The organism is Butyricicoccus sp. OF27-2pH9A (assembly GCF_027693185.1).
In the GTDB taxonomy this organism is placed as follows: domain Bacteria; phylum Bacillota; class Clostridia; order Oscillospirales; family Butyricicoccaceae; genus Agathobaculum; species Agathobaculum butyriciproducens.
The window spans coordinates 110,842-131,138 of the sequence record NZ_JAQEXK010000007.1 but is presented as its reverse complement, the minus strand read 5'-3'; the positions used below and the strand labels follow the sequence as shown (position 1 = coordinate 131,138).

Below are 20,297 nucleotides of genomic sequence, written 5' to 3'. Positions count from 1 at the left end.
CACATGTGTAGCAGTAATTTATCTGACGCTGCGAACAGGTTGCGAAAGATACGGTAGAAAAAATCCTCTGCCGTTCCCCTTTTCGCAGCGGTCACATGTCGGCAATCTGCGCCAGACTCTCCCCAAAGGAAGTGGGAGTTAAGAGGGTAGAAACCTTGGTGTCTACCCTCTTGCCCCGCCGCGGGGCGCGGCGAATCCCCGCGCTCCGCAGAGCGCAACTCCCCGCTGAGGTTCAGCGAAAACTCCCCGCCCATCAGGGGCGAACACGCCTGCGGCAGTTCGTGTTCCCCGCTCAGCCGGTGCTGAAAAAAGGCCGCTGTTTGTTAACGGTATATCCCTTGTATTTTCCCGTCTGGCTTGGTACAATAAGCTTGTAAGAGAAAGGAGGCGTTTACAATGAAACGCTCAAAAGTTATTATAGCCGTAATTGCGATCATTGCAGTAGTCGCCGCAGCCTGTGTATATGGATATGTCCGCAGCAAGCCCGCCGATGAGCCGGAAAAGCCTGCTGTTACCAAGCCGGAGAACCCGACCACGCCGGAAACGCCGGACGACAGAAATTCCGGCAAACCGTCCGATTCCAAGACAAATGAACCTGCCGTACAGCCGGAAAACCCCAATCCGAGCGGCACGGAGTCGGTCACGATCTACGTTCCGGATGAACAGGGCGAAACACTCACGCCGACCGGCGCAGACGCGAAGGACGACTCCGACCAGTCGCTCGTAGATGCGCTCATCGCCGCAGGCTCTCTGCCCGAGGGCGTCAAGGTGCAGTCCTCGTCACTCGAGAACGGCACGCTCACGCTCGACATGAATGCCGCCTTCGGCGAGGCGATCCGCGCCTCCGGCACCGCCGGTGAAACGCTCAAGATCTACGCACTGGTCAACACGTTCGCGCAGGCGCGCGGCGCAACCGCAGTGCTCATCACCGTGGACGGCAAGGTGCTCGAAAGCGGACACGAGGTCTACGATTACGCGATCGAGCCAAACAACTGACCCGCAAAAGAAAAGCTCCGAAACGCCTGTTTCGGAGCTTTTTCTTACTTGTTCATCATTTTCAGGAACTTTTCCTTGATATGCGCGGCAGCCGCGCACGGATCGTCCGCCTTCATGACGGCAGAGACCACGGCGATGCCCTTGATGGGACTGTCGGCCAGCACGTCCATGTTATCCGCGTTCAGGCCGCCGATGGCAACCACCGGAATCGGGACCGCGCGGCACACATCGTTCAGCACGGAGACCGGCGTAACCTTGGTGGTAACGTGGGTGGTCGTCGGGTAAATGGCGCCGGTGCCGAGGTAATCCGCGCCGTCGTTGTACGCGGCAACGGCCGCTTCGACCGTCTTGGCAGTCGCGCCGACGATCTTATCCGGGCCGAGCAGCCTGCGGCAGACCGCCACCGGCAGGTCGCTCGCGCCGACGTGCACGCCGGCCGCATCGCAGGCAATGGCAACGTCCACGCGGTCGTCGATGATGAGCGGCACGCTGTAGCGGTCGGTGATAGACTTGACCTGCTGCGCCAGCTCAAGGTAGCTGCGTCCGCCGGTGTCCTTCTCGCGGAGCTGAATGAGCGTTGCACCGCCCCTGCACGCCTCGTCCACCGCGTGGAGCAGGGTCTCGGTCGTGTGGTAGGTGCTGTCCGTAATGACATACAATGTAGGATCAAACTGCATGATGATACTCCTTTTTTTAACTTATTGTGCCGTTTCGCATTCTTTTACCGTCTTACGAATGAAAAACAGGCTAATGACATCAACAACGTAAATAAATTGGGAAATGACCTGCCGGACTGCGGTTCCCGTGCCGATTGCACCCTGCCTGCGCGCGTACAGGATGAGCGCAATGCAGTAGCCGGACGAGGCCATCATGGCGAACCAGGCAACCAAAATTTCCATCAGCACGATTGGTGCGGTAAACACAAAAATCACCGAAAATACGCCGTAAATCATGCCGTAGAGGAAATTTACAAGAAACATCGGAATGGCAATCAGCTTCATGGCCACAACCAATTTCCAGATTGCTGAACGAATTGCAGGGTCGTTCAGCCGTTTCTTCACACGCGCTGCCGCAATCAGATTGCAGACGGAAAGCAGCAGAATCAGCAGGCTGAACAGAAACACGCCCGGCACAAAATACCTGCTCAATGCTTCTAATGACTGACTGGCGTAACCAATATACGACAGCGCCAGACCGACAAAGCAAACGATTTCACAGATGATAAAGCATTTGGCAGCCTTCATTCGCTCTCCCCTTTTAGCGCATGTTAATTTTCATCAATTTATTTTCACGATAAGCAAATCCTGTTCTTCCCCGAGTTCACCGAGCGCGGTGCCGTCCGGCTGAAACGCCATGCTGTGCCCGACAAATTTTCCGGGCGCATACTGGTCTGCACCCAGCACGGTCAGACCGTTCTCGATGGCTCGCGCGCACAGCAGGGTGCGCCAGTGCAGCAGCTTGTTCTCGCCCTGCACCCAGCCCGCCGGAACGAACAGCGTCTCGGCACCGCGCGCCTTCTGCTCGGCGGCAAGCGCCGGAAACCGAAGCTCGAAACAGGTAATGATGCCCAGTTTTCCGACAGGTGTCTCGATGGGCGAAAACGGCTTATCCCCTGCCCGGCACTCATCGGATTCCCGATAGCCGAAGGCATCGTACAAACGGTTCTTGCGGTGTGTTCCGCGCAGGCGGCCGCGGTCGTCAAGAACCGCAATCGTGTTGTACGGCAGACCGTCCGCGCGCTCGTACATGCCTGCGGCAATCCACAGGCCGTATCTCCGGCAAAGCTCACCGAGCGCAATAATGAACGCGCCGTCACACGGCTCTGCGGCCTCGATATTTTTCGACCGTGCGTTCACTTTTGCGCAACACATGCTGTATTCCGGCAAAAGTAGCATTTTTGCTCCATTTTCCGCTGCTGTTTGTGCAAGGCGTTCTATTTCCCTAAGATTGGCAGTTTTGTCCTCTCTGGCGCTGAACTGCCCGATGGCAACCGTGCTCACGCCTCTCTCCAGCCCTTGCATATGTCCACCCATGCCTTGAAACCGGAGAATTTCTCCAGTTCCGGGATGGTGACCTCGATGGCTGAGTTGGACGAGCCGCACGCCGGGAATACCGTCTCGAACCGTCGGAGCGATTCATCGAGATAGACCGTCACGCCGCCATTCACACCGAACGGGCACACGCCGCCGACCGCATGACCGATCTCCGGCTCGACCTCCTCAAACGCGAGCATCCGCGCCTTGCAGCCGAACCGCGCCTTGTACTTCGGGTTGTCGATCTTGGTGTCGCCTGCCGCAACGATGAGGATCACGCCGTCATTCGTGCGGAACGACAGCGTTTTTGCGATGCGTGCCGGTTCGCAGTGGGCAGCTTCGGCGGCCAGCTCCACGGTCGCGCTGGACACCGGGAATTCGATCACGCGATCCTCTGCACCGAACTGACGCAGATACGCTTTTGCTTTTTCGATGGACATGGGTCTCAATCTCCTTCTGTCTGCTGCGGGATATCGTCGATCATGCTTTCGCACAGCCGACGTAAATAATTTGCAATTTCGCTGAGCGCAAGGCATGTGCACAGCCGCTCCTCCGGGTCATCCGGCGTCTCGGGCAGCTGGGAGGTCAGCAGCGGCGGAATAGCTTCGCGCATGCGCTTCTTGTCCGCGAGCAGATGCTCGTAGCACGCCGCAAAGTCCACATCGTTCCGACCGGTCAGCGCCTTCACATCGGTTAAGCGCAGCGTCTGCTTCAAATGGTATACGCAGAGCAGCTGCATGATCTGCTGGCGCGTGTATTTTTTGCCCTTCACCGGCGTCATAAGCCCTTCCTTGACGTAGTTGTTGACCATGGTTTTTGTCAGCAGCTTGTCCTCCGGCGTGCGCTTGCTGCCCGATAAGCACTGATCGAACAGCGTCAGCACCTGATCCATATACAGGTCAAGCTGCGGCACCTCGTCGGGCATGATATCGCGGTCGGCAAAGACCGCTTCTATGGTTTTCTCCAGCCGCGGCATGGCGTTCACCTCATCTTTTACAAAATATCGAGGCAACACCGCACAATTAAAGCTACGGCGCTTTACGGAAATTTTGTACCCTGACTTCGTTGTGAGTTCACGGTAATACATCAAGTATTACCGCAAACTCACGCCTCGTCAGAACGCAAAATTTACTCGTAAATCGCTCTTGTTCAATTATGCGGTGTTACCTTGCAACTACAGTACCGAACGGAAACACGCAATTTTTCGTCTGCCCGTGCGGCCTGCAATGCTATTATTATAAGCCTTTTGCGCGCTTCACGCAAGAGTTATACCGCTCGACAAATCCACTGTAATATGATATACTGAACGAACAATAAGCGGTAGGAGGCTTACATATGAAAAAATTCTGGCAACGCCTGGTCCTTTTCGGACTGACAGGTGCATTTTTTGTATCCTGTATCAGCTGCAGCGCGGCAAATACTGCCTCGAAGGTTCCGATTCTGATGTATCACAACCTGACGAACGACCCGTCCGCCGTGACGAGCATGACCATCACCGGCGAGCGGTTTCAGGAGGACATGGAATATCTGGAATACAACGGCTACACGCCGCTGCTCTCGGCGGATTTGATCGACATCCGAGCCGGAAGGGAGCCCATGCCCGAGCGGCCGGTCATGATCACTTTTGACGACGGTTATCGCTCCAATTACGATATTGCGTACCCGATTCTGCAGAAAACCGGCATGAAGGCCGTCATTGCGCTGATCGGCAAAAGCATCCGCGCAAACGACAACACGGAAGCGAACCGCTTTTTCCTCAAGTGGGACGAGGCAGCCGAAATGGCTGACAGCGGTCTGGTGGAGCTGGCCTCTCACACCTACAACCTGCACAACCCGCAGTACGGCGGACTGACCGCACCGGACGGCATCAACGGCATCCAGCGACTGAAGGGCGAATCGCAGACGGCGTATAACAAGCGCGTCGGCGAGGACCTCAAGCAGAGCATCGACCTCATCACGCAAAATACCAACCAGAAAAACGTGCTGTTTTTCGCATATCCGTTCGGCGCGCGCGATGCGTGGATGCAGCCGCTGCTGCAGAAAAACGGTATTCAGGTCAGCGTACTGACCAACACCGGAACGGCGTCTATCCGGCGCGGATTGACCGATCTGCCGCGTTACCGCATCACGATGGACACCAAACTGAGCGATATTCTTCCGGCGAACCCGAATGCCTCGCACGATATTACCGTGCGGGCGCACATGCCGACCATGATCAAGAATGAGAAAATCCGGCAGGAAGTCGCCCGGCACCTTCCCGCACAGGAGAGAACCATAAAGATTCCGAAATCGTATACCTGATTTTCCAAGCACTGTCTTTGATTAACAAAGACGGTGCTTTTTTCATGGTGACAATTTGGAGAAAGCACTTGCAATTTCCGAAAAATATGGTATCATAACAGACATGATATAGTTTTCAACTCTACATAGCAAAAAGGAGGAGTTTGTATGCCTCGTGCATTTCTCAAGGCCCGCGAGCCGTTTTCCAGTTACTCTCATTTCATCGGTGCAGTGCTCAGCGGCGCCGGACTGTTCGTGCTGCTCGTGCGGCTGCTGTTCGATCCGTCCGTCACCGGCTCGCTTGCGGCGGCTGCCGTGGTGTTCTGCCTGTCGCTGATCGCGCTGTACTCCGCAAGCAGCGTGTACCATTTCTCCGGCCGCGGCGAAGCCGTCCTGCGGCGGCTGAAAAAGCTCGACCACAGCATGATCTATGTGCTGATCGCGGGCAGCTATACGCCGATTATTCTCAAATTCATGCCTGCGCCGCGCAGCTATGTCTTTCTCGGCGTGATCTGGCTGATTGCGCTGACCGGCATTGCCATCAAGCTGCTGTGGATTGACGCGCCGCGTCTCATCGGCACCGCGCTGTACCTCGCGCTCGGCTGGGCGATTGCGTTTGATTTCGGGGTTGTGCTGTCCATGCCTGCGCCTGCCATTGCCCTGCTGGCTGCCGGAGGTCTGTCGTATACGGTCGGCGGCGTAATCTATATCGCCAAAAAGCCGAATTTAGGTAAAATGATCGGGTTTCATGAGCTGTTTCATCTGTTCGTAATCGTCGGCAGCGTTTGTCATTATCTGATGGTGTTTCTATATGTTCTCTAACAAACGAGCCGTGAATCCTCATGTGATTCACGGCTCGTTTTTGTTTTCATCCGCACCCGGCAAACCATTTTGATTACTGCTATGGCGGAACACTCCATAATTCGGATACTTTATCCACGGATAATCCGGCTCTGTACCATAATTATTCCGTATATATTTTCTAACTCCGTTCGATTCATACTGCCATCTCCATTCCCCGGTTTATATTACTCTCCGTATCGCCTGCAACCTTTTCAAAATCTCCTCCCATATATTATTCAAAAAAGTACTTCTTACCGATTGACAAAAATATAAATTTACAATATACTCTTAATTAAGAAGTAATACTAATAAAGGAGGTGCATTTTATGCAGACCAGAAACACCATTCAGCGTCAGATTGTATTGCAGGCAGTGAATCAGATGCACAACCACCCTACCGCGGATGCGATTTATGCCTTTATCGCGGCGCAGCACCCGACCATCAGCAAGGCCACGGTTTACCGCAATCTGAACCAGCTGGCCGCTCAGGGCGAGATTTTGCGCGTGCCTGTGCCGACCGGTGCCGATCACTTTGATTTCAACATCAAGCCGCATTATCATGTGCGGTGTACCAAGTGCGGCGGCGTTTTTGATGTATTTATGCCGCCTGTCACCGATCTCATCGACCGCGCGGAGGATTCCTCCGGCGTGGAGCTGCATCGGTACGAAATTCTGTTCGAGGGTATTTGCAGCGCTTGCAGGAAAGACTAAAAGAGCAGTCAGAACGGTCTGACCGTCAAAAGAGACAGGAAGAATAGGAAAAACGGAGAAAGGATAACTATTATGGCAGAACTCAAGGGCACCCGCACCGAAGCAAACCTGCAGACCGCATTCGCAGGCGAATCCATGGCGCGCAATAAGTACACGTTCTTTGCCTCCAAGGCGAAAAAGGACGGCTATGTGCAGATTGCGAAAATCTTCGAGGAGACCGCTGCAAACGAGAAGGAGCACGCGAAAATCTGGTTCAAGCTGCTCAACGGCGGCATTGATGACACCGCAGCCAACCTCAAGGCTGCCGCAGAGGGCGAAAACTACGAGTGGACCGACATGTACGCCACCTTCGCCAAAGAGGCGCGTGAGGAGGGCTTCGACCACATCGCGGACCTGTTCGAGATGGTCGGCGCAATCGAGAAGGAGCACGAGGAACGCTACCGCAGGCTGCTCAAGAATGTCGAGGACAAGCTGGTCTTTTCCCGCGACGGCGACTGCGTATGGCAGTGCTCCAACTGCGGACATATCGTTGTCGGCAGACAGGCGCCGGAGGTCTGCCCGGTTTGTGCGCATCCTAAAGCCTACTTTGAACTCAAGGCTCAAAATTTCTAAGGGGGACGCTGTCCCCCTTAGATACCCCAACGGTTCCCAAGGAAACCGTTGGGGATATCCCCCTCACCTTTGCACGGCAAAGGCGGTTCGGGACACACGTCCCGAAGCAGTGGTAAAAAAGGCCGGCAGAGCTGGCCTTTTTTAGAGAATTTTACAGCGCACTGCGGTGCGCCAAAAAAGCGGGACGAAACGATTGTTTCTCCCGCTTTTTATTATTCATTTAGATTCTCAGTTTGCAGACTGTACCGCAGCTTTCATGCTGCAAACGTACTCCTTAATGTGCGGCACACAGTCCTTGCCGTACTTCGCGCAAATCTTAACGATTGCCGAGCCGACGATCGCGCCGTCCGACTGGGCGGCCATCCTAGCGGCCTGCTCGGGCGTGGAAATGCCGAAGCCAACCGCGCACGGAATATCCTGTGTCTCCTTGACCAGCTTCACCATTGCGCCGATGTCGGTGGTGATGTTCGAGCGCACGCCGGTAACGCCGAGCGAGGACACGCAGTACACGAAGCCGGAGGCTTCCTTTGCGATCATGCGGATGCGGTCGTGCGAGGTCGGCGCGATGAGCGACACAAGATCGAGTCCGTACTGGCGGCACAGCGGGTCAAACTCGGCCTTTTCCTCGAACGGTACGTCCGGCAGAATGAGACCGTCCATGCCGATCTCAGCGGCAGTGCGGATGAAACGCTCCGAGCCGTACGAGTACACCACGTTCGCGTAAGTCATAAATACCATCGGAATGTCGGTTTTCTGGCGGATACGGCGCACCATGTCGAAGATCTTGTCGGTGGTCGTGCCCGCAGACAGCGCACGCACGTTCGCCTCCTGAATGACCGGACCCTCAGCGGTCGGGTCTGAGAACGGAATACCCAGCTCGATGAGGTCCGCGCCCGCGTCCGCCATCGCGTATACGATCTGCTCAGTGACGTCCAGAGATGGGTCACCGCAGGTTACAAAGGGAATGAAAGCCTTGCCGCTCTGGAAGGCAGATTTTATCTTGCTCATAGCTTACTCCTTTTTCGTAGGGCGTGACGACCTCGGCACGCCGATGGTAACGATGTGCATACGGCCTGCATGGCGCGCCGAGTCGTCGCGCCCTACGGCATATATTCAAAAACGATGCATAAATTTCCTAATCACTCATGAATATCCTCGCCGCGGTAGCGTGCGATCGCCGCGCAGTCCTTATCGCCGCGGCCGGAGATATTGATAACGATGGTCTGGTCCTTACGCATGGTCGGCGCAAGCTTCATCGCGTGCGCGACAGCGTGTGCAGACTCGATCGCCGGAATGATACCCTCGATACGGCTGAGATACTCGAATGCGTTTACCGCCTCATCATCGGTGACCGGAACGTACTCCGCGCGGCCGATATCGTGCAGGTAAGCGTGCTCCGGGCCGATGCCGGGGTAATCCAGACCGGCGGAGATGGAGTAAACCGGTGCGATCTGACCATATTCGTCCTGGCAGAAATAGCTCTTCATGCCGTGGAAAATGCCCAGACGGCCAGTAGCGATGGTCGCGGCAGTCTCTGCGGTGTTGACACCGCGGCCCGCGGCTTCACAGCCGATCAGGCGCACGTCCTCATCCTCGATGAAGTTGTAGAACGCGCCGATGGCGTTCGAGCCGCCGCCGACACATGCCATCACGACATCCGGAAGTTTGCCCTCCTTTTCGAGCATCTGCTCCTTGATCTCCTTGGAGATGACCGACTGGAAATCGCGCACGATGGTCGGGAACGGGTGCGGGCCCATGCACGAGCCGAGGCAGTAATGCGTATCGTCAATGCGGGAAGTCCACTCGCGGAAGGCGGCGGAGCAGGCATCCTTGAGCGTGCCCGTGCCGGTCGAAACCGGAATGACCTCCGCGCCGAGCAGGCGCATACGGTATACATTGAGCGCCTGCCGCTCGGTGTCCTCCACGCCCATGAACACCACGCACTCCATGCCCATCAGGGCTGCGGCCGTCGCAGTCGCAACGCCGTGCTGACCGGCGCCGGTTTCCGCGATCAGACGGGTCTTGCCCATCTTTTTCGCCAGCAGCGCCTGACCGAGCACGTTGTTGATCTTATGAGCGCCCGTGTGGTTCAAATCCTCGCGTTTGAGGTAGATCTTTGCACCGCCGAGGTCATTCGTCATGTGCTCCGCAAAGTACAGGCGCGACGGACGGCCTGCGTAGTTGTTCAGCAGCTCGGTCAGCTCTGCGTTGAATTCTGGATTGTTCTTATAGTGGTTGTAGACTTCCTCCAACTCGATAACCGCGTTCATCAGCGTTTCCGGCATGTACTGACCGCCGTGTACGCCAAAACGTCCCTTGCTCATTGGTTTGCTCCTTTCACAAGCGCCGATACGCGGCGCATCTTGTCAATATCCTTTACATCGTCCGTTTCAATGCCGCTGGACAGGTCGAGCGCATACGCGCCGGTCTGTACGGCCTTTTGGACGTTACTTTCATTCAGCCCGCCCGCGAGAAAATACGGGTGGTTTACCTCGCCTATCAGCGACCAGTCGAACGTCTTGCCGCTGCCGCCGTAGGCGTGCTTTACATAGGTATCCAGCAGCAGATAATCCACCGGCAGGGTGTCCGCCTGCTCAATGTCGCGGTGCGTTTCCACGCGCACGGCGTAGAGAATGGGCGCGTTCGTCAGCTTTCGCAGTTTCTCTATATAATGCAGGCTCTCGCCGCCGTGCAGCTGGATAATGTCGATAACCTCATCGCGCACGAGCGCGGCAATATGCTCCGGTTCGTCGTTCACGAACACGCCGACCGCCTTGATGTGCGGGTCAAGGTGCTCCTTGAGCCGCGCCGCGTCTAAATCCGACACATGCCGGCGGCTCTCCGCGAACACAAAGCCGATGAAATCGGGTTTTGTTTCGTTCGCAGCCTCAATATCTGCTTTGCGGGTCAGTCCGCAGAATTTCAGCTTCACTTTGCGGCCTCCCGGAGTGCGTCAAGCGCCTGTTTTTTGTCTGCGGCACGCATGAGGTACTCACCTACCAGAACCGCGTCTGCGCCCGACTGGGACGAAACCGACCGATTGCCGTGCTTTGCAACCGGCACACCGCCTGCCGCCGCCACAAACGCGGCGGTCGTGGAGATGTTGAACGAGCCGACTTCGTCACCGCCGGTACCGACAATGTCCATGACCGCGCCCTTCGGCTCAATGTGCGCGCCCTTTCGCGCATGACCTCGGCGCAGGCCGTGATCTCGGTGATGGTTTCGCCCTTCATGCGGAGCGCCGTCAGCAGGGTTGCCATTTCGATGTCGGTCGCGGTGCCGTCCATCATTTCCTCCATTGTTGCACGAGCGATGGTGTAGTCCAAATCACGACCGTTGATCGCTTCGTGAATTGCAAGCTGAATCATTATATATCGACCTTTCTATTACATCTATTATATCATTACTAATTGATATCTTCTCCGTAGGGCAGCCCGCCCTACGTTCTGGTCAAATTTTACATAGACAGAAAGTTTTTCATAATGGTTGTTCCCTGCGGTGTAAGAATGGATTCCGGATGAAACTGCACACCGTAAATCGGCATGGTCTTATGCCGCACAGCCATAATCTCTCCTCTTTCATCGCGGGAGATGACTTTCAAACACTCCGGCAGACTGTCCGGTGCGGCGACCAGAGATTGATAGCGCGCTGCCATCATTTTCTTTGCCAGACCCTTGAACAGCGGCTCGTCGGTATCCACCTCGACGATGCTCTGCTTGCCGTGCATAAGCTGCTGCGCGTGCTCAATTTTGCCGCCGAACGCCTCGCAGATGGCCTGATGGCCGAGGCACACGCCGAGGATCGGGATGCTGCCACCGAGTCTGCTTACCACTTCCTCGCAGATGCCCGCGTCCTTCGGATAGCCGGGCCCCGGAGAAAGAATGATGTGTGAGGGATTCAGTCCCTCGATTTCGCTGACGGTGAGCGCGTCATTGCGGACAACGCGCATATCCGGCTGGATGGCCGCCGCCTGCTGAAACAGGTTATAGGAAAAAGAATCGTAATTGTCGATCAGGAGAATCATTATCCGTCTACCTCCGATGCACGCTCGATGGCATTCATGACTGCCTTTGCCTTGTTTGCGCTTTCCATATACTCGTTATACGGCACGGAATCCGCGACGATGCCGCCGCCGGCCTGCACGGTCACGATGCCGTTCTTCTTGGCAGCCATGCGGATGGCAATGCAGGTATCCATATTGCCCGCGAAATCCAGATAGCCGAGTGCACCGCCGTACACGCCGCGCGGCTCGCTCTCCTGCTCCTCGATGATCTCGCAGGCGCGGATCTTGGGTGCGCCGGACAGGGTGCCCGCCGGAAGCACCGCTTCGATGGCGTCGCACGCGTCGTACTTTTCGTCAATGTCGCCCTCGACCTGAGAGCAGATATGCATGATTTTAGAATACCGGTGTATCATCATGTAATCGGTGACTTCGACCGTGCCGATCTTGGACACGCGGCCGAGGTCATTTCTGCCGAGATCGACCAGCATGTTATGCTCGGAAAGCTCCTTCTCATCGGCAAGCAGCTCGTTCTCGAGCGCCTCATCCTCCTCCGGCGTTTTGCCGCGCGGACGCGAGCCTGCAACCGGAAAGGTGGTCAGGCGGCCGTTATCCAGTCGGACGAGCGTTTCCGGAGAGGAACACATGATCTCGTCCCCATCAGATGTATTCGCGGGTTTTCTCTACAATATCGGCGTACTGCGCCTCGGTGACGTTGCAGGTGAAGCTCGGCCTGCCGGTTGCCTTGAGCGGCGGAAGCGGGGTCTGGTCGTTGATCAGCGCCGCCATGCCCTCGAGCGCCGCACACGCCTTGCCGTAATTCTCCATCACGCTGTCGGTCTTCATGTTGACCACGAGCACGATCTTCTGCTTGAGGTGGTCGTACGCGATGACCTTGTCGAACAGCATCAGGTCGAAATCATCCCATGCGCCGCGCTTGATATTGAGGGTCGGCTCGGCGTAGCCGAGCATGGCATACGCGAAGTAGCCGACGAAACCGCCCGTGAACGGCGGCTGCCCCTCAAGCCGCGGAGCACGGTGAGCGGCTTATCGGTCTTGACCGTCTTGTTGACCGTACCCTCGAGCGTTACCGTGCCGGTTTTGCAGGTTGCACGCAGGATCGGGTCATAGCCGAGGAAGGAATAGCGCGCCCATTTTTCGCCGCCCTCCACGCTCTCCAGCAGGAAAAAGCGGTCGGAGCGCGTCTGCAGGCGGCGCAGCAGCGAAATCAGCGTTGTCATATCGGCGTAGATCTCGCGGCAGACCGGAATGGTCGTATACTCCTTCGCGAGTTCTAAAATCTCATCACAGCTTGGCGTAATCATTGTGTTTCCTCCATCTGCATAACAAGCGCGGTAAAAACCGTATTCATCGTGTTTTATCTCTTGGGTTCGTGCGAGCGTCGTAGACGCAATAAAAAAAGGCTCTTGTCTCACGATACAAATGTATCATGGGACAAAAGCCTGTTACTTCTGCGGTACCACCCAAATTGACGTACAAAAACGTCCACTCTGTCGTGTGCAAACACACACGCTCCCTTGATAACGGCGGGAATCCCGTCAGCCATACTCTCCTTTCGGATTTGAGGCTGCCCTCACAAGTCCATTCAGTAACGTCCTCTGCTGCTTTCCTCACACCACCGGAAAGCTCTCTGAAAGCGCGGTCTCGCTCTTACTCACTCTTGTTCTGCGGTTTTGCAATTTCTGAGTTCAGTATATTCCCACGGTGAGAATTTGTCAAGTGGATTTTTTGCGTTTTTTCTCAAAGTCCTACTTTTTCTCTATGTTATTTCGCAATGGGATACGACGGGCACACCGCGCCGAGCGGACAGCCCTCGCACTTCGGGCTGCGGGCGGTGCAGTGCTCGCGGCCGAACAGCACCAGCCGGTGGCAGAAATCGGACGACTCCGCCGGGTCGAGCAGCTTTCTCAGGGCGTTCTCCACCTTGACCGGGTCCTTCTCGTTCTTGACGAAGCCCAGCCGGTTGGACAGCCGGATGCAGTGCGTATCGCACACAATGGCGGGTTTGCCGAAAATATCCCCGAGGATGAGGTTGGCGGTCTTGCGGCCGACGCCCGGGAGCTTGAGCAGCTCCTCCATGGTATCCGGCACCCTGCCGCCGTAATTGGCGATGAGCATCATGGCGCACGCCTTGAGGTCGCGCGCTTTGGTGCGGAACAAGCCGCAGGTCTTGATGGCCTCGGCAATCTCCTCCTCGGACGCATCCGCGAAGCTCTGCAGGGTCGGAAACTGCTTGAATAATTTTTCCGTCACAATATTGACGCGCGCGTCCGTGCACTGCGCGGAAAGCCGGGTGGCGAACAGCAATTCATAATCGTGTGTATAATGCAGGGCGCAGACCGCCTCCGGATAGACGGTTTTCAACAGCTCGGTAACGGTGGCGGCACGTTCTTTCTTAGTCATTTTGTTATCCTCTCTCCACAAGTTTTCCTACGATAATTGTAGCATATCGTCGAAAAAAGGGCAACTATTTGCACAAAAATGCACAATGTAACAATTTCACTATAAACTGCTAAAGCGTTAACGCAAAAATCAGATGTTTGTCAATAGATTCCATGCGAAAAATGTGGTTTAATTATAATAGTAAATTCTTATCCCGCAGGAGGCTGTATCATGGTTCGTCAAGCAATGGACTTCGTGACGGCGTTCGACCCCGAACTCGGACGTATGATCGAAGCGGAATACAAACGACAGGCGCGCAACATTGAGTTGATCGCCTCGGAAAACATCGTCAGCGAGGCTGTTATGGCGGCAATGGGCAGCGTGCTGACCAACAAGTACGCCGAAGGCTATCCCGGCAAGCGCTACTACGGCGGCTGCGAATGCGTCGATGAGGTGGAAAACCTCGCCATCCACCGCGTGTGCCAGCTGTTCGGCGCGAAATACGCAAACGTACAGCCGCACTCGGGCGCGCAGGCGAACATGGCGGTCTATCAGGCGCTGTGCAAGCCGGGTGATACCGTGCTCGGCATGAGCCTGGACAACGGCGGTCACCTGACCCACGGTTCGCCGGTCAATCAGTCCGGCCTGTTGTACAACATCGTGCCCTACGGCGTGGATGAGAACGGTCTCATTGACTATGATGCGCTCCGTGCCCTTGCAAAAAAGGAACAGCCGAAGATGATCATCGCCGGTGCGTCCGCGTATCCGCGCGCCATCGACTTTGCAAAATTCGCCGAGATCGCACACGAGGTCGGCGCGTACCTGTTCGTTGACATGGCGCACATTGCCGGTCTGGTAGCTGCCGGTCTGCACCAGAGCCCGGTCCCCTACGCGGATGTCGTCACCACCACGACGCACAAGACGCTGCGCGGTCCGCGCGGCGGCGTCATCCTGACGAACGATGAGGAACTGGCGAAGAAGTTTAACAAGGCCATCTTCCCCGGCACACAGGGCGGCCCGCTCGAGCATGTCATCGCCGCAAAGGCGGTCTGCTTCGGTGAGGCACTCAGGCCGGAGTTCAAGGCATATCAGCAGAATGTTGTCACCAATGCCCGCGTGCTCGCGGACGCACTCCGGAAGCAGGGCTTCGATCTGGTCGGCGGCGGCACGGACAACCACCTGATGCTCATTGACCTGCGAAAGACCGGCGTGACCGGCAAGGAACTGCAGCGCCGTCTGGACGAGGTGTACATCACCGCCAACAAGAATGCCATTCCGAACGACCCGGAAAGTCCGTTCGTTACCTCGGGCATGCGCATCGGCACGCCCGCTGTCACCACCCGCGGCTTCGGTGCGCCGGAGATGCTCCGCATTGCCGAGTTCATCTGGCAGGCCGCAACCGATTTCGACAACAAGGCGAACGATATCCGACGGAATGTACGCGATATCTGCGTAAATTTTCCAATTTACTAACAATATTTGCCGATTCCCTACTATGGGAGTCGGCTTTTTTGATTGGCTTTGTTCGGTTTGCATAATGCAAAATCACCTGTCATAAACAGTCGAGCAGATAAAGTTTTTGTAAGATTTGAACAAAGCGCTTGCCTTTTCCCGCCAGTATGCTATACTTAGATACAAGAGGGAAAGCAAATCCCGCCAAATGGCTTGGAGGAAATAACAAAAGGGGAAATGCAGTAATGGGAATTAAACTGAAACTGACCGGTCTCCGGCGCTTTGTCCGGACCGAGGCTGAGATTGCGGACTACACCGCGCAGGTTGCAGCAGCACAGGACACGCTCGTGAACGGCACCGGCGCCGGAAACGATTTTCTCGGCTGGCTGAATCTGCCGGTGGATTACGACCGGGACGAGTTTGCGCGCATCAAGCAGGCAGCAAAGAAGATTCAGCAGACTTGCGATGTGCTGATCGTCATCGGCATCGGCGGCTCGTATTTAGGGGCACGGGCAGCCATCGAGTTCGTAAACGGTCAGTTCTACAACCAGACCCGCCCAGAGGGCATTCCGGAGGTGTACTTTGCCGGCAACAACATTTCGTCGTCCTACTTGAACGACATTATCAAGATGATCGGTGACCGCGACTTCTGCATCAACGTCATCTCGAAGTCGGGCACGACCACCGAGCCTGCCATCGCCTTCCGCGAGCTGAAAAAGCTGTGCGAGCAGCGCTACGGCCGCGAGGGCGCCAAGGAGCGCATCTTCGCCACGACGGATAAGGAGCGCGGCGCGCTCAAAAAGCTGGCGGATGACGAGGGCTACGAGACCTTTATTGTGCCGGATAACATCGGCGGCCGTTTCTCGGTGCTCACGCCGGTCGGTCTGCTGCCGATGGCTGCAGCCGGTCTGGACATTGACGCGGTGATGGCAGGCGCTGCCGCCGCCCGCGAGAACTATTCTCAGGGCTCCTTGCACGACTGCGCGCGCTATGCGGCACTGCGCAATCTGCTGCTGTTCAAGGGCAAATCCATGGAGATCATGGTAAATTACGAGCCGTCGCTCGTCATGCTCGGCGAATGGCTCAAGCAGCTGTTCGATGAGTCCGAGGGCAAGGACCATAAGGGTCTGTTCGTCACCTCAGCGAATTTCTCCACCGACCTTCATTCCATCGGTCAGTTCATTCAGGACGGCTCGCGCATCATGTTCGAGACCGTGCTGTGGGTCAAGGAGCCGCGCTCCGAGATTACCATCGAGCATACCGAAGAGGACATCGACGGCCTGAATTATCTGGCAGGTCAGACCGTGCAGTACGTCAACCAGAAGGCGTACGAGGGCACGCTGATCGCCCACATGGACGGCGGCACACCGAATATCATCATTGAGATCGACCGCACGGATGCTTGGCATTTCGGCTATCTGGTCTACTTTTTCGAGAAGGCCTGTGGCATTTCGGGTTACCTGCTCGGCGTAAATCCGTTCAATCAGCCGGGTGTTGAGGATTATAAGAAGAATATGTTTGCACTTCTGGGCAGATCGGGTTTCGAGGAGCGGAGAAAGTACCTTGAGGCTCGTGTCAAGCTGGAAGACTGATCGTCCCTTTTCCCCTTTGTGTTGATGGGGTATAACTCCGGTGATTTCACTAAATCACGCACATAACCGATACTGGATACCCAAAAAGATGCCGAAGACAACTTCGGCATCTTTTCATGCCTCAAAAGAAGCACAAAAATATTGTATGATACAAAAGAATTCTCTCTTTTCAGAATTGTGTACTTATGGGAAATGAGCTTATAAATATACATTGCAAACAGCAGACATCTATTTTATAATCAAATATAAAAATCGGAATTTGTGGAGAGATTTCCTGAACTTTCCTTATTTTTCAAGGCTTACAGCCTCTTAGATAGTGAAATGATATGTATTTTCCCTTATCTTTGCCCTTATGCGGAATCCGCAAGGGAAATAAGGGAAATTTTTAGTTAAGCATTGCTCACTACTTTATCAAGAAGTCTTGCGGAATCCCGTTTTGCTTTTCTTGTTGAGTGAGCGTAAATATTCATTGTGGTACTGACATCAGAGTGTCCTAACAGTTCCTGTACATCTTTCGGTGCAGCCCCATTGGAAAGCAGATTGCTGGTGTAGGTGTGACGTAACTGGTGGAAATGGAAATCTTCAAATCCTTCCAGTTTCTTTGACACTGATCTGCATACAATGCTGAGTGTACTCGGCAGTTCCAAAGAGCCATCCGGTCTTAAGCAGACAAAGGAGATTTCTTTGTAATCTGCCGGGACTTCCTGCGTTCCGTCAAGGTGATAGTATTCATAATAGACTCTGTTTTTCACATGAACTTCTTTGTAGTAATTGCGGTGATATAATTCGCCATACTGCATCCGGTTTTTGAGTTGTTCCTTTCTGGCAGCTTTCAGTATTTCAGTCAGGGTATCGCCAAAATCAACAATCCTAACTTTTTTCCGCTTCGTTGGTCCAATAATGTTTTTGTGTTTCATGCCGTCGTAGCGGATACTGCGTTTTATGGTCAGGCATTGTTCCTCAAGGTTAATGTCCTGCCATGTAAGACCACAGGTTTCTCCGATACGGAGCCCGGCATAATACGCAATCTGAATCGGTAGAATGGCAGGTGGGTTTTTCTTTTCCAGATACTTGATAAGTTGCTCGTAATCATCATGCGAAATCGGTTGTGTGCCTTCTTCCACTTCATCATCGGAAAAGAGGTCAACTTCCTCTGCCTGTCGTTTCAGTTTGATATATTGCATCGGATTGAAACTGATTAGTTGTTTTGGAAATACTGCAAAACGGAATGACTGCTGTAACACTGCGGAAAAAGAATGGATATAATCTTTGCTGTATCCCTTTCTTACTTTCCCGTCTGGAAACTCACCACCGAATGTAAGCAGATCAAGAAATGCCTGTAAATGTTCGGCAGTAACTGTTTTCAGTTTGCGGTCTGCAATCGGGTGTTTTTTGATACAGCGGATTGCACCAAGATAATTTTCCACTGTGCCGTTGCTGAGTGTCCCGGTTTTCAGTTCTTCTTCCGCCCACATATCCAGAAGCTCTCCTACCGTAAGGCTGTCTGCCTTTGCGACAAACTTCTTATTTTCGTAATCTTCCAGTGCTTTGCGGAGAAGTTTTTCCGTCTCACTTTTACTTTCGGTTCCAGCATATTCTTTCTGAACCATTTTACCGCTTGCATCTTCTACATAGAAGCGATAGTACCATTTTTTTCCTTTTTTTCTAACAGATCCTTTTGCCATAATTGTATTTCTCCTTTCGATATCAGACAATCGGAACTGTTGAAATGCTTCTTGCGTGTAAGTATATCACAACTCCGGTTGTCTTACTATACCGATTCAGAATCCTCATACATAACTTCGGATAAAAGATTGGCAAGTCTTTGTTCGGCTGCTTCCGGTTTCTTTGAATAGAGCCTTATCACATCTGCCATATCGTTAAATGCGTTGACAGTATGTGTGATCTCTCTGAGAAACATAATCTCATTATATTCATCTTTCGATTCGAATCCCATTACTTTGGCAATGTCCGCATCTTTGGTACTGCCTTTGTAATTTTTACAGGCGAACTGAAACGAATCCAGAAACAGTTCATATTGCTTTAACATTAACAGCAGTAAGTCTTTAGAAAAAGCGTCTTCTGTTTTATTAAGATCAAGAGGTAACTGTTTGAGAATATCGCCCATCACATCACGAATCTGCAATTCCTTCTTATCCGTAATATCAGTTTCATATTCATCGGTTTCCCCTTTGAGCCATTCAATCGATACATGAAGTGCTTCCGAAAGACCTTCCAGTACCATCTTTTTGGTATTGTCAATCGAACCATTCTCATAACGCAGGATTGTGGAAGCGGTAACTCCCATCTTCTCTGCGACATAAGGCTGTGTCAGATTTAATTCGAGACGGCGCTGTTTTGCCCTGCTGCCGATCAGCTTGCGTAGTTCTTTATCTTTCATGCTGATGTGCCTCCTTTTTCGGTATGTCATTACTATACCACGCAACAAAATATATTGCAATATGCAATTTATAGAAAACGAATGAAATTTCATAATGCTTGACAAAGCAATATAAACACGCTATACTGACAGCACAAATGAAATTGCATAATGCAATTTAAAAGGAGGTGGTCATATGACACAAAGAAAGATTGCCTTATCTATTGAAGAAGCTGCTGATTATACGGGAATCGGCAGGAACACCCTGAGAAAACTGGTGGAATGGAAGAAACTTCCGGTATTAAAGGTTGGGAGAAAAGTCCTGATCAAAACGGATATGCTGGAACTTTTTATGGAAGCCAACGAGGGCAGAGACTTGAGGGATAAGGGAAATGTGAAAGCAGTCACAAGAAACGGTTCAACTTAAAAAAGCGGTTCCCGAAGAAACCGCCAAAGGTTCTATCAGACCGGAGTCATGATATACCTACACGCAAACAGATTATACCATGTACTTCGTCTGACAGACAACAGGAAACTTATGTTTGGAAGAAAAAGAAAGGACGATGATATTTATGGCAAGATCAACAAAGAGTTATGAGGAGCGTATGCTCCAGTTGGAAAAGAAAGAACAGGAAAGCCTTGAGAAAGCAAAACAGTATGCAGCACAGAAACGGGAACTGAAGAAACGTCAGAAAGATGTGGAAACTAAAAAGCGGACACACAGGCTCTGCCAGATTGGTGGTGCGGTGGAATCGGTGCTGGGTTCTGCGATTGAGGAAGATGATATCCCAAAGCTGATCGGCTTCTTAAAAAGGCAGGAAGCAAATGGGAAATTCTTCTCAAAGGCAATGCAGAAAGAGCCAGTTGCGAATACGGAGGAAGTGTAATGCCGGAGGGAGTGGATTTTCCATTCCCTTCATTGCTTTTTCATGAAGGGCGCACTTATGGACAACCAGAGGTCGTCCGTATAAGTTTGCCACAGGTGGCAACCGGTCT

General features: G+C 53.6%; 23 protein-coding genes, 2 pseudogenes and 1 other annotated feature. Of the genes and pseudogenes, 9 read left to right on the top strand and 16 right to left on the bottom strand.

What is annotated here, in order from left to right; genetic code table 11:
• Positions 1-396: 396 nt before the first annotated feature.
• Entirely contained in the window at positions 397-996 is a 600-nt protein-coding gene (locus PG722_RS07505) for a GerMN domain-containing protein (RefSeq protein WP_270580146.1), read from the top strand.
• 44 nt (positions 997-1,040) lie between these two features.
• Here PG722_RS07505 and thiE read toward each other — a convergent pair whose 3' ends face one another.
• From thiE to PG722_RS07480, 5 genes are read right to left on the bottom strand one after another with little or no spacing between them, the layout of a single operon-like run.
• Positions 1,041-1,673 carry a thiamine phosphate synthase gene (gene thiE / locus PG722_RS07500; protein WP_270580145.1) on the bottom strand — a complete coding sequence of 211 codons (633 nt, stop codon included), beginning with the start codon at positions 1,671-1,673 and terminating at the stop codon, positions 1,041-1,043.
• Between the two features lie 21 nt (positions 1,674-1,694).
• Positions 1,695-2,240 carry a hypothetical protein gene (locus PG722_RS07495; RefSeq protein ID WP_270580144.1) on the bottom strand — a complete coding sequence of 182 codons (546 nt, stop codon included), beginning with the start codon at positions 2,238-2,240 and terminating at the stop codon, positions 1,695-1,697.
• A gap of 33 nt (positions 2,241-2,273) precedes the next feature.
• Positions 2,274-3,017 carry a nitrilase-related carbon-nitrogen hydrolase gene (locus PG722_RS07490; RefSeq protein WP_270580150.1) on the bottom strand — a complete coding sequence of 248 codons (744 nt, stop codon included), beginning with the start codon at positions 3,015-3,017 and terminating at the stop codon, positions 2,274-2,276.
• On the bottom strand, positions 2,993-3,469 hold the full coding sequence (locus PG722_RS07485; protein ID WP_118478550.1) for a YbaK/EbsC family protein: 477 nt from the start codon (positions 3,467-3,469) through the stop codon (positions 2,993-2,995). The genes PG722_RS07490 and PG722_RS07485 overlap by 25 nt, the downstream gene beginning before the upstream one ends.
• A 5-nt stretch (positions 3,470-3,474) precedes the next feature.
• Positions 3,475-4,005: a DUF1836 domain-containing protein gene (locus PG722_RS07480; protein ID WP_270580143.1), complete on the bottom strand. Its 531-nt coding sequence runs from the start codon at positions 4,003-4,005 to the stop codon at positions 3,475-3,477.
• Positions 4,006-4,364: 359 nt separating this feature from the next.
• Between PG722_RS07480 and PG722_RS07475 the strand changes: the two genes are divergently transcribed.
• From PG722_RS07475 to rbr, 4 genes are all read left to right on the top strand, one after another.
• Entirely contained in the window at positions 4,365-5,330 is a 966-nt protein-coding gene (locus PG722_RS07475) for a polysaccharide deacetylase family protein (RefSeq protein ID WP_270580142.1), read from the top strand.
• A gap of 147 nt (positions 5,331-5,477) precedes the next feature.
• A complete protein-coding gene (gene trhA, locus PG722_RS07470) occupies positions 5,478-6,131 on the top strand; it encodes a PAQR family membrane homeostasis protein TrhA (protein ID WP_118668024.1) in 654 nt (217 codons plus the stop codon).
• Positions 6,132-6,478: 347 nt separating this feature from the next.
• Positions 6,479-6,862, top strand: a complete 384-nt coding sequence (locus PG722_RS07465; RefSeq protein WP_270580141.1) for a Fur family transcriptional regulator — start codon at positions 6,479-6,481, stop codon at positions 6,860-6,862.
• Positions 6,863-6,934: 72 nt separating this feature from the next.
• The gene (gene rbr / locus PG722_RS07460; protein WP_117492127.1) at positions 6,935-7,474 is read left to right on the top strand and encodes a rubrerythrin; all 540 of its coding nucleotides are present in this window, start codon (positions 6,935-6,937) and stop codon (positions 7,472-7,474) included.
• Between the two features lie 228 nt (positions 7,475-7,702).
• Here rbr and trpA read toward each other — a convergent pair whose 3' ends face one another.
• The 9 genes and pseudogenes from trpA to nth all read right to left on the bottom strand — a co-directional run bounded on the left by trpA (position 7,703) and on the right by nth (position 13,898).
• Positions 7,703-8,482, bottom strand: a complete 780-nt coding sequence (gene trpA, locus PG722_RS07455) for a tryptophan synthase subunit alpha (RefSeq protein ID WP_117752158.1) — start codon at positions 8,480-8,482, stop codon at positions 7,703-7,705.
• Positions 8,483-8,613: 131 nt separating this feature from the next.
• The gene (trpB, locus tag PG722_RS07450) at positions 8,614-9,798 is read right to left on the bottom strand and encodes a tryptophan synthase subunit beta (protein ID WP_270580140.1); all 1,185 of its coding nucleotides are present in this window, start codon (positions 9,796-9,798) and stop codon (positions 8,614-8,616) included.
• On the bottom strand, positions 9,795-10,406 hold the full coding sequence (locus PG722_RS07445; protein ID WP_270580139.1) for a phosphoribosylanthranilate isomerase: 612 nt from the start codon (positions 10,404-10,406) through the stop codon (positions 9,795-9,797). Before PG722_RS07445 ends, trpB begins: the two co-directional genes overlap by 4 nt.
• A complete protein-coding gene (locus PG722_RS14180; RefSeq protein WP_442867836.1) occupies positions 10,403-10,621 on the bottom strand; it encodes a hypothetical protein in 219 nt (72 codons plus the stop codon). The genes PG722_RS07445 and PG722_RS14180 overlap by 4 nt, the downstream gene beginning before the upstream one ends.
• 86 nt (positions 10,622-10,707) lie before the next feature.
• Positions 10,708-10,773, bottom strand: a pseudogene (locus PG722_RS14175) (hypothetical protein); the annotation flags it as partial.
• Between the two features lie 158 nt (positions 10,774-10,931).
• The gene (locus tag PG722_RS07435; RefSeq protein ID WP_270580137.1) at positions 10,932-11,498 is read right to left on the bottom strand and encodes an anthranilate synthase component II; all 567 of its coding nucleotides are present in this window, start codon (positions 11,496-11,498) and stop codon (positions 10,932-10,934) included.
• Positions 11,498-12,121 carry an anthranilate synthase component I family protein gene (locus tag PG722_RS14170; protein WP_442867835.1) on the bottom strand — a complete coding sequence of 208 codons (624 nt, stop codon included), beginning with the start codon at positions 12,119-12,121 and terminating at the stop codon, positions 11,498-11,500. Before PG722_RS14170 ends, PG722_RS07435 begins: the two co-directional genes overlap by 1 nt.
• A 13-nt stretch (positions 12,122-12,134) precedes the next feature.
• Positions 12,135-12,715, bottom strand: a pseudogene (locus tag PG722_RS14165) (hypothetical protein).
• Positions 12,716-12,922: 207 nt separating this feature from the next.
• Positions 12,923-13,172 (bottom strand) — a binding site (T-box leader).
• Positions 13,173-13,259: 87 nt separating this feature from the next.
• Positions 13,260-13,898: an endonuclease III gene (gene nth, locus PG722_RS07425; RefSeq protein ID WP_117492143.1), complete on the bottom strand. Its 639-nt coding sequence runs from the start codon at positions 13,896-13,898 to the stop codon at positions 13,260-13,262.
• A gap of 210 nt (positions 13,899-14,108) precedes the next feature.
• Here nth and glyA point away from each other — a divergent pair, with 210 nt between their 5' ends.
• Positions 14,109-15,350 carry a serine hydroxymethyltransferase gene (glyA, locus tag PG722_RS07420; protein WP_270580136.1) on the top strand — a complete coding sequence of 414 codons (1,242 nt, stop codon included), beginning with the start codon at positions 14,109-14,111 and terminating at the stop codon, positions 15,348-15,350.
• 224 nt (positions 15,351-15,574) lie between these two features.
• The gene (locus PG722_RS07415) at positions 15,575-16,921 is read left to right on the top strand and encodes a glucose-6-phosphate isomerase (protein ID WP_270580134.1); all 1,347 of its coding nucleotides are present in this window, start codon (positions 15,575-15,577) and stop codon (positions 16,919-16,921) included.
• Between the two features lie 389 nt (positions 16,922-17,310).
• Here PG722_RS07415 and PG722_RS07410 read toward each other — a convergent pair whose 3' ends face one another.
• Positions 17,311-18,606 (bottom strand): tyrosine-type recombinase/integrase, encoded by a 1,296-nt coding sequence (locus PG722_RS07410; RefSeq protein ID WP_117347818.1) that lies wholly within the window; start codon positions 18,604-18,606, stop codon positions 17,311-17,313.
• Positions 18,607-18,692: 86 nt separating this feature from the next.
• Positions 18,693-19,322, bottom strand: coding sequence for a helix-turn-helix domain-containing protein (locus tag PG722_RS07405; protein WP_117347817.1), 630 nt, complete (start codon positions 19,320-19,322; stop codon positions 18,693-18,695).
• 175 nt (positions 19,323-19,497) lie between these two features.
• Between PG722_RS07405 and PG722_RS07400 the strand changes: the two genes are divergently transcribed.
• Together PG722_RS07400 and PG722_RS07395 are read left to right on the top strand one after the other, a co-directional pair.
• A complete protein-coding gene (locus PG722_RS07400) occupies positions 19,498-19,728 on the top strand; it encodes a helix-turn-helix domain-containing protein (RefSeq protein ID WP_002578307.1) in 231 nt (76 codons plus the stop codon).
• Between the two features lie 115 nt (positions 19,729-19,843).
• On the top strand, positions 19,844-20,188 hold the full coding sequence (locus PG722_RS07395) for a hypothetical protein (protein WP_431733225.1): 345 nt from the start codon (positions 19,844-19,846) through the stop codon (positions 20,186-20,188).
• Positions 20,189-20,297 lie beyond the last annotated feature (109 nt).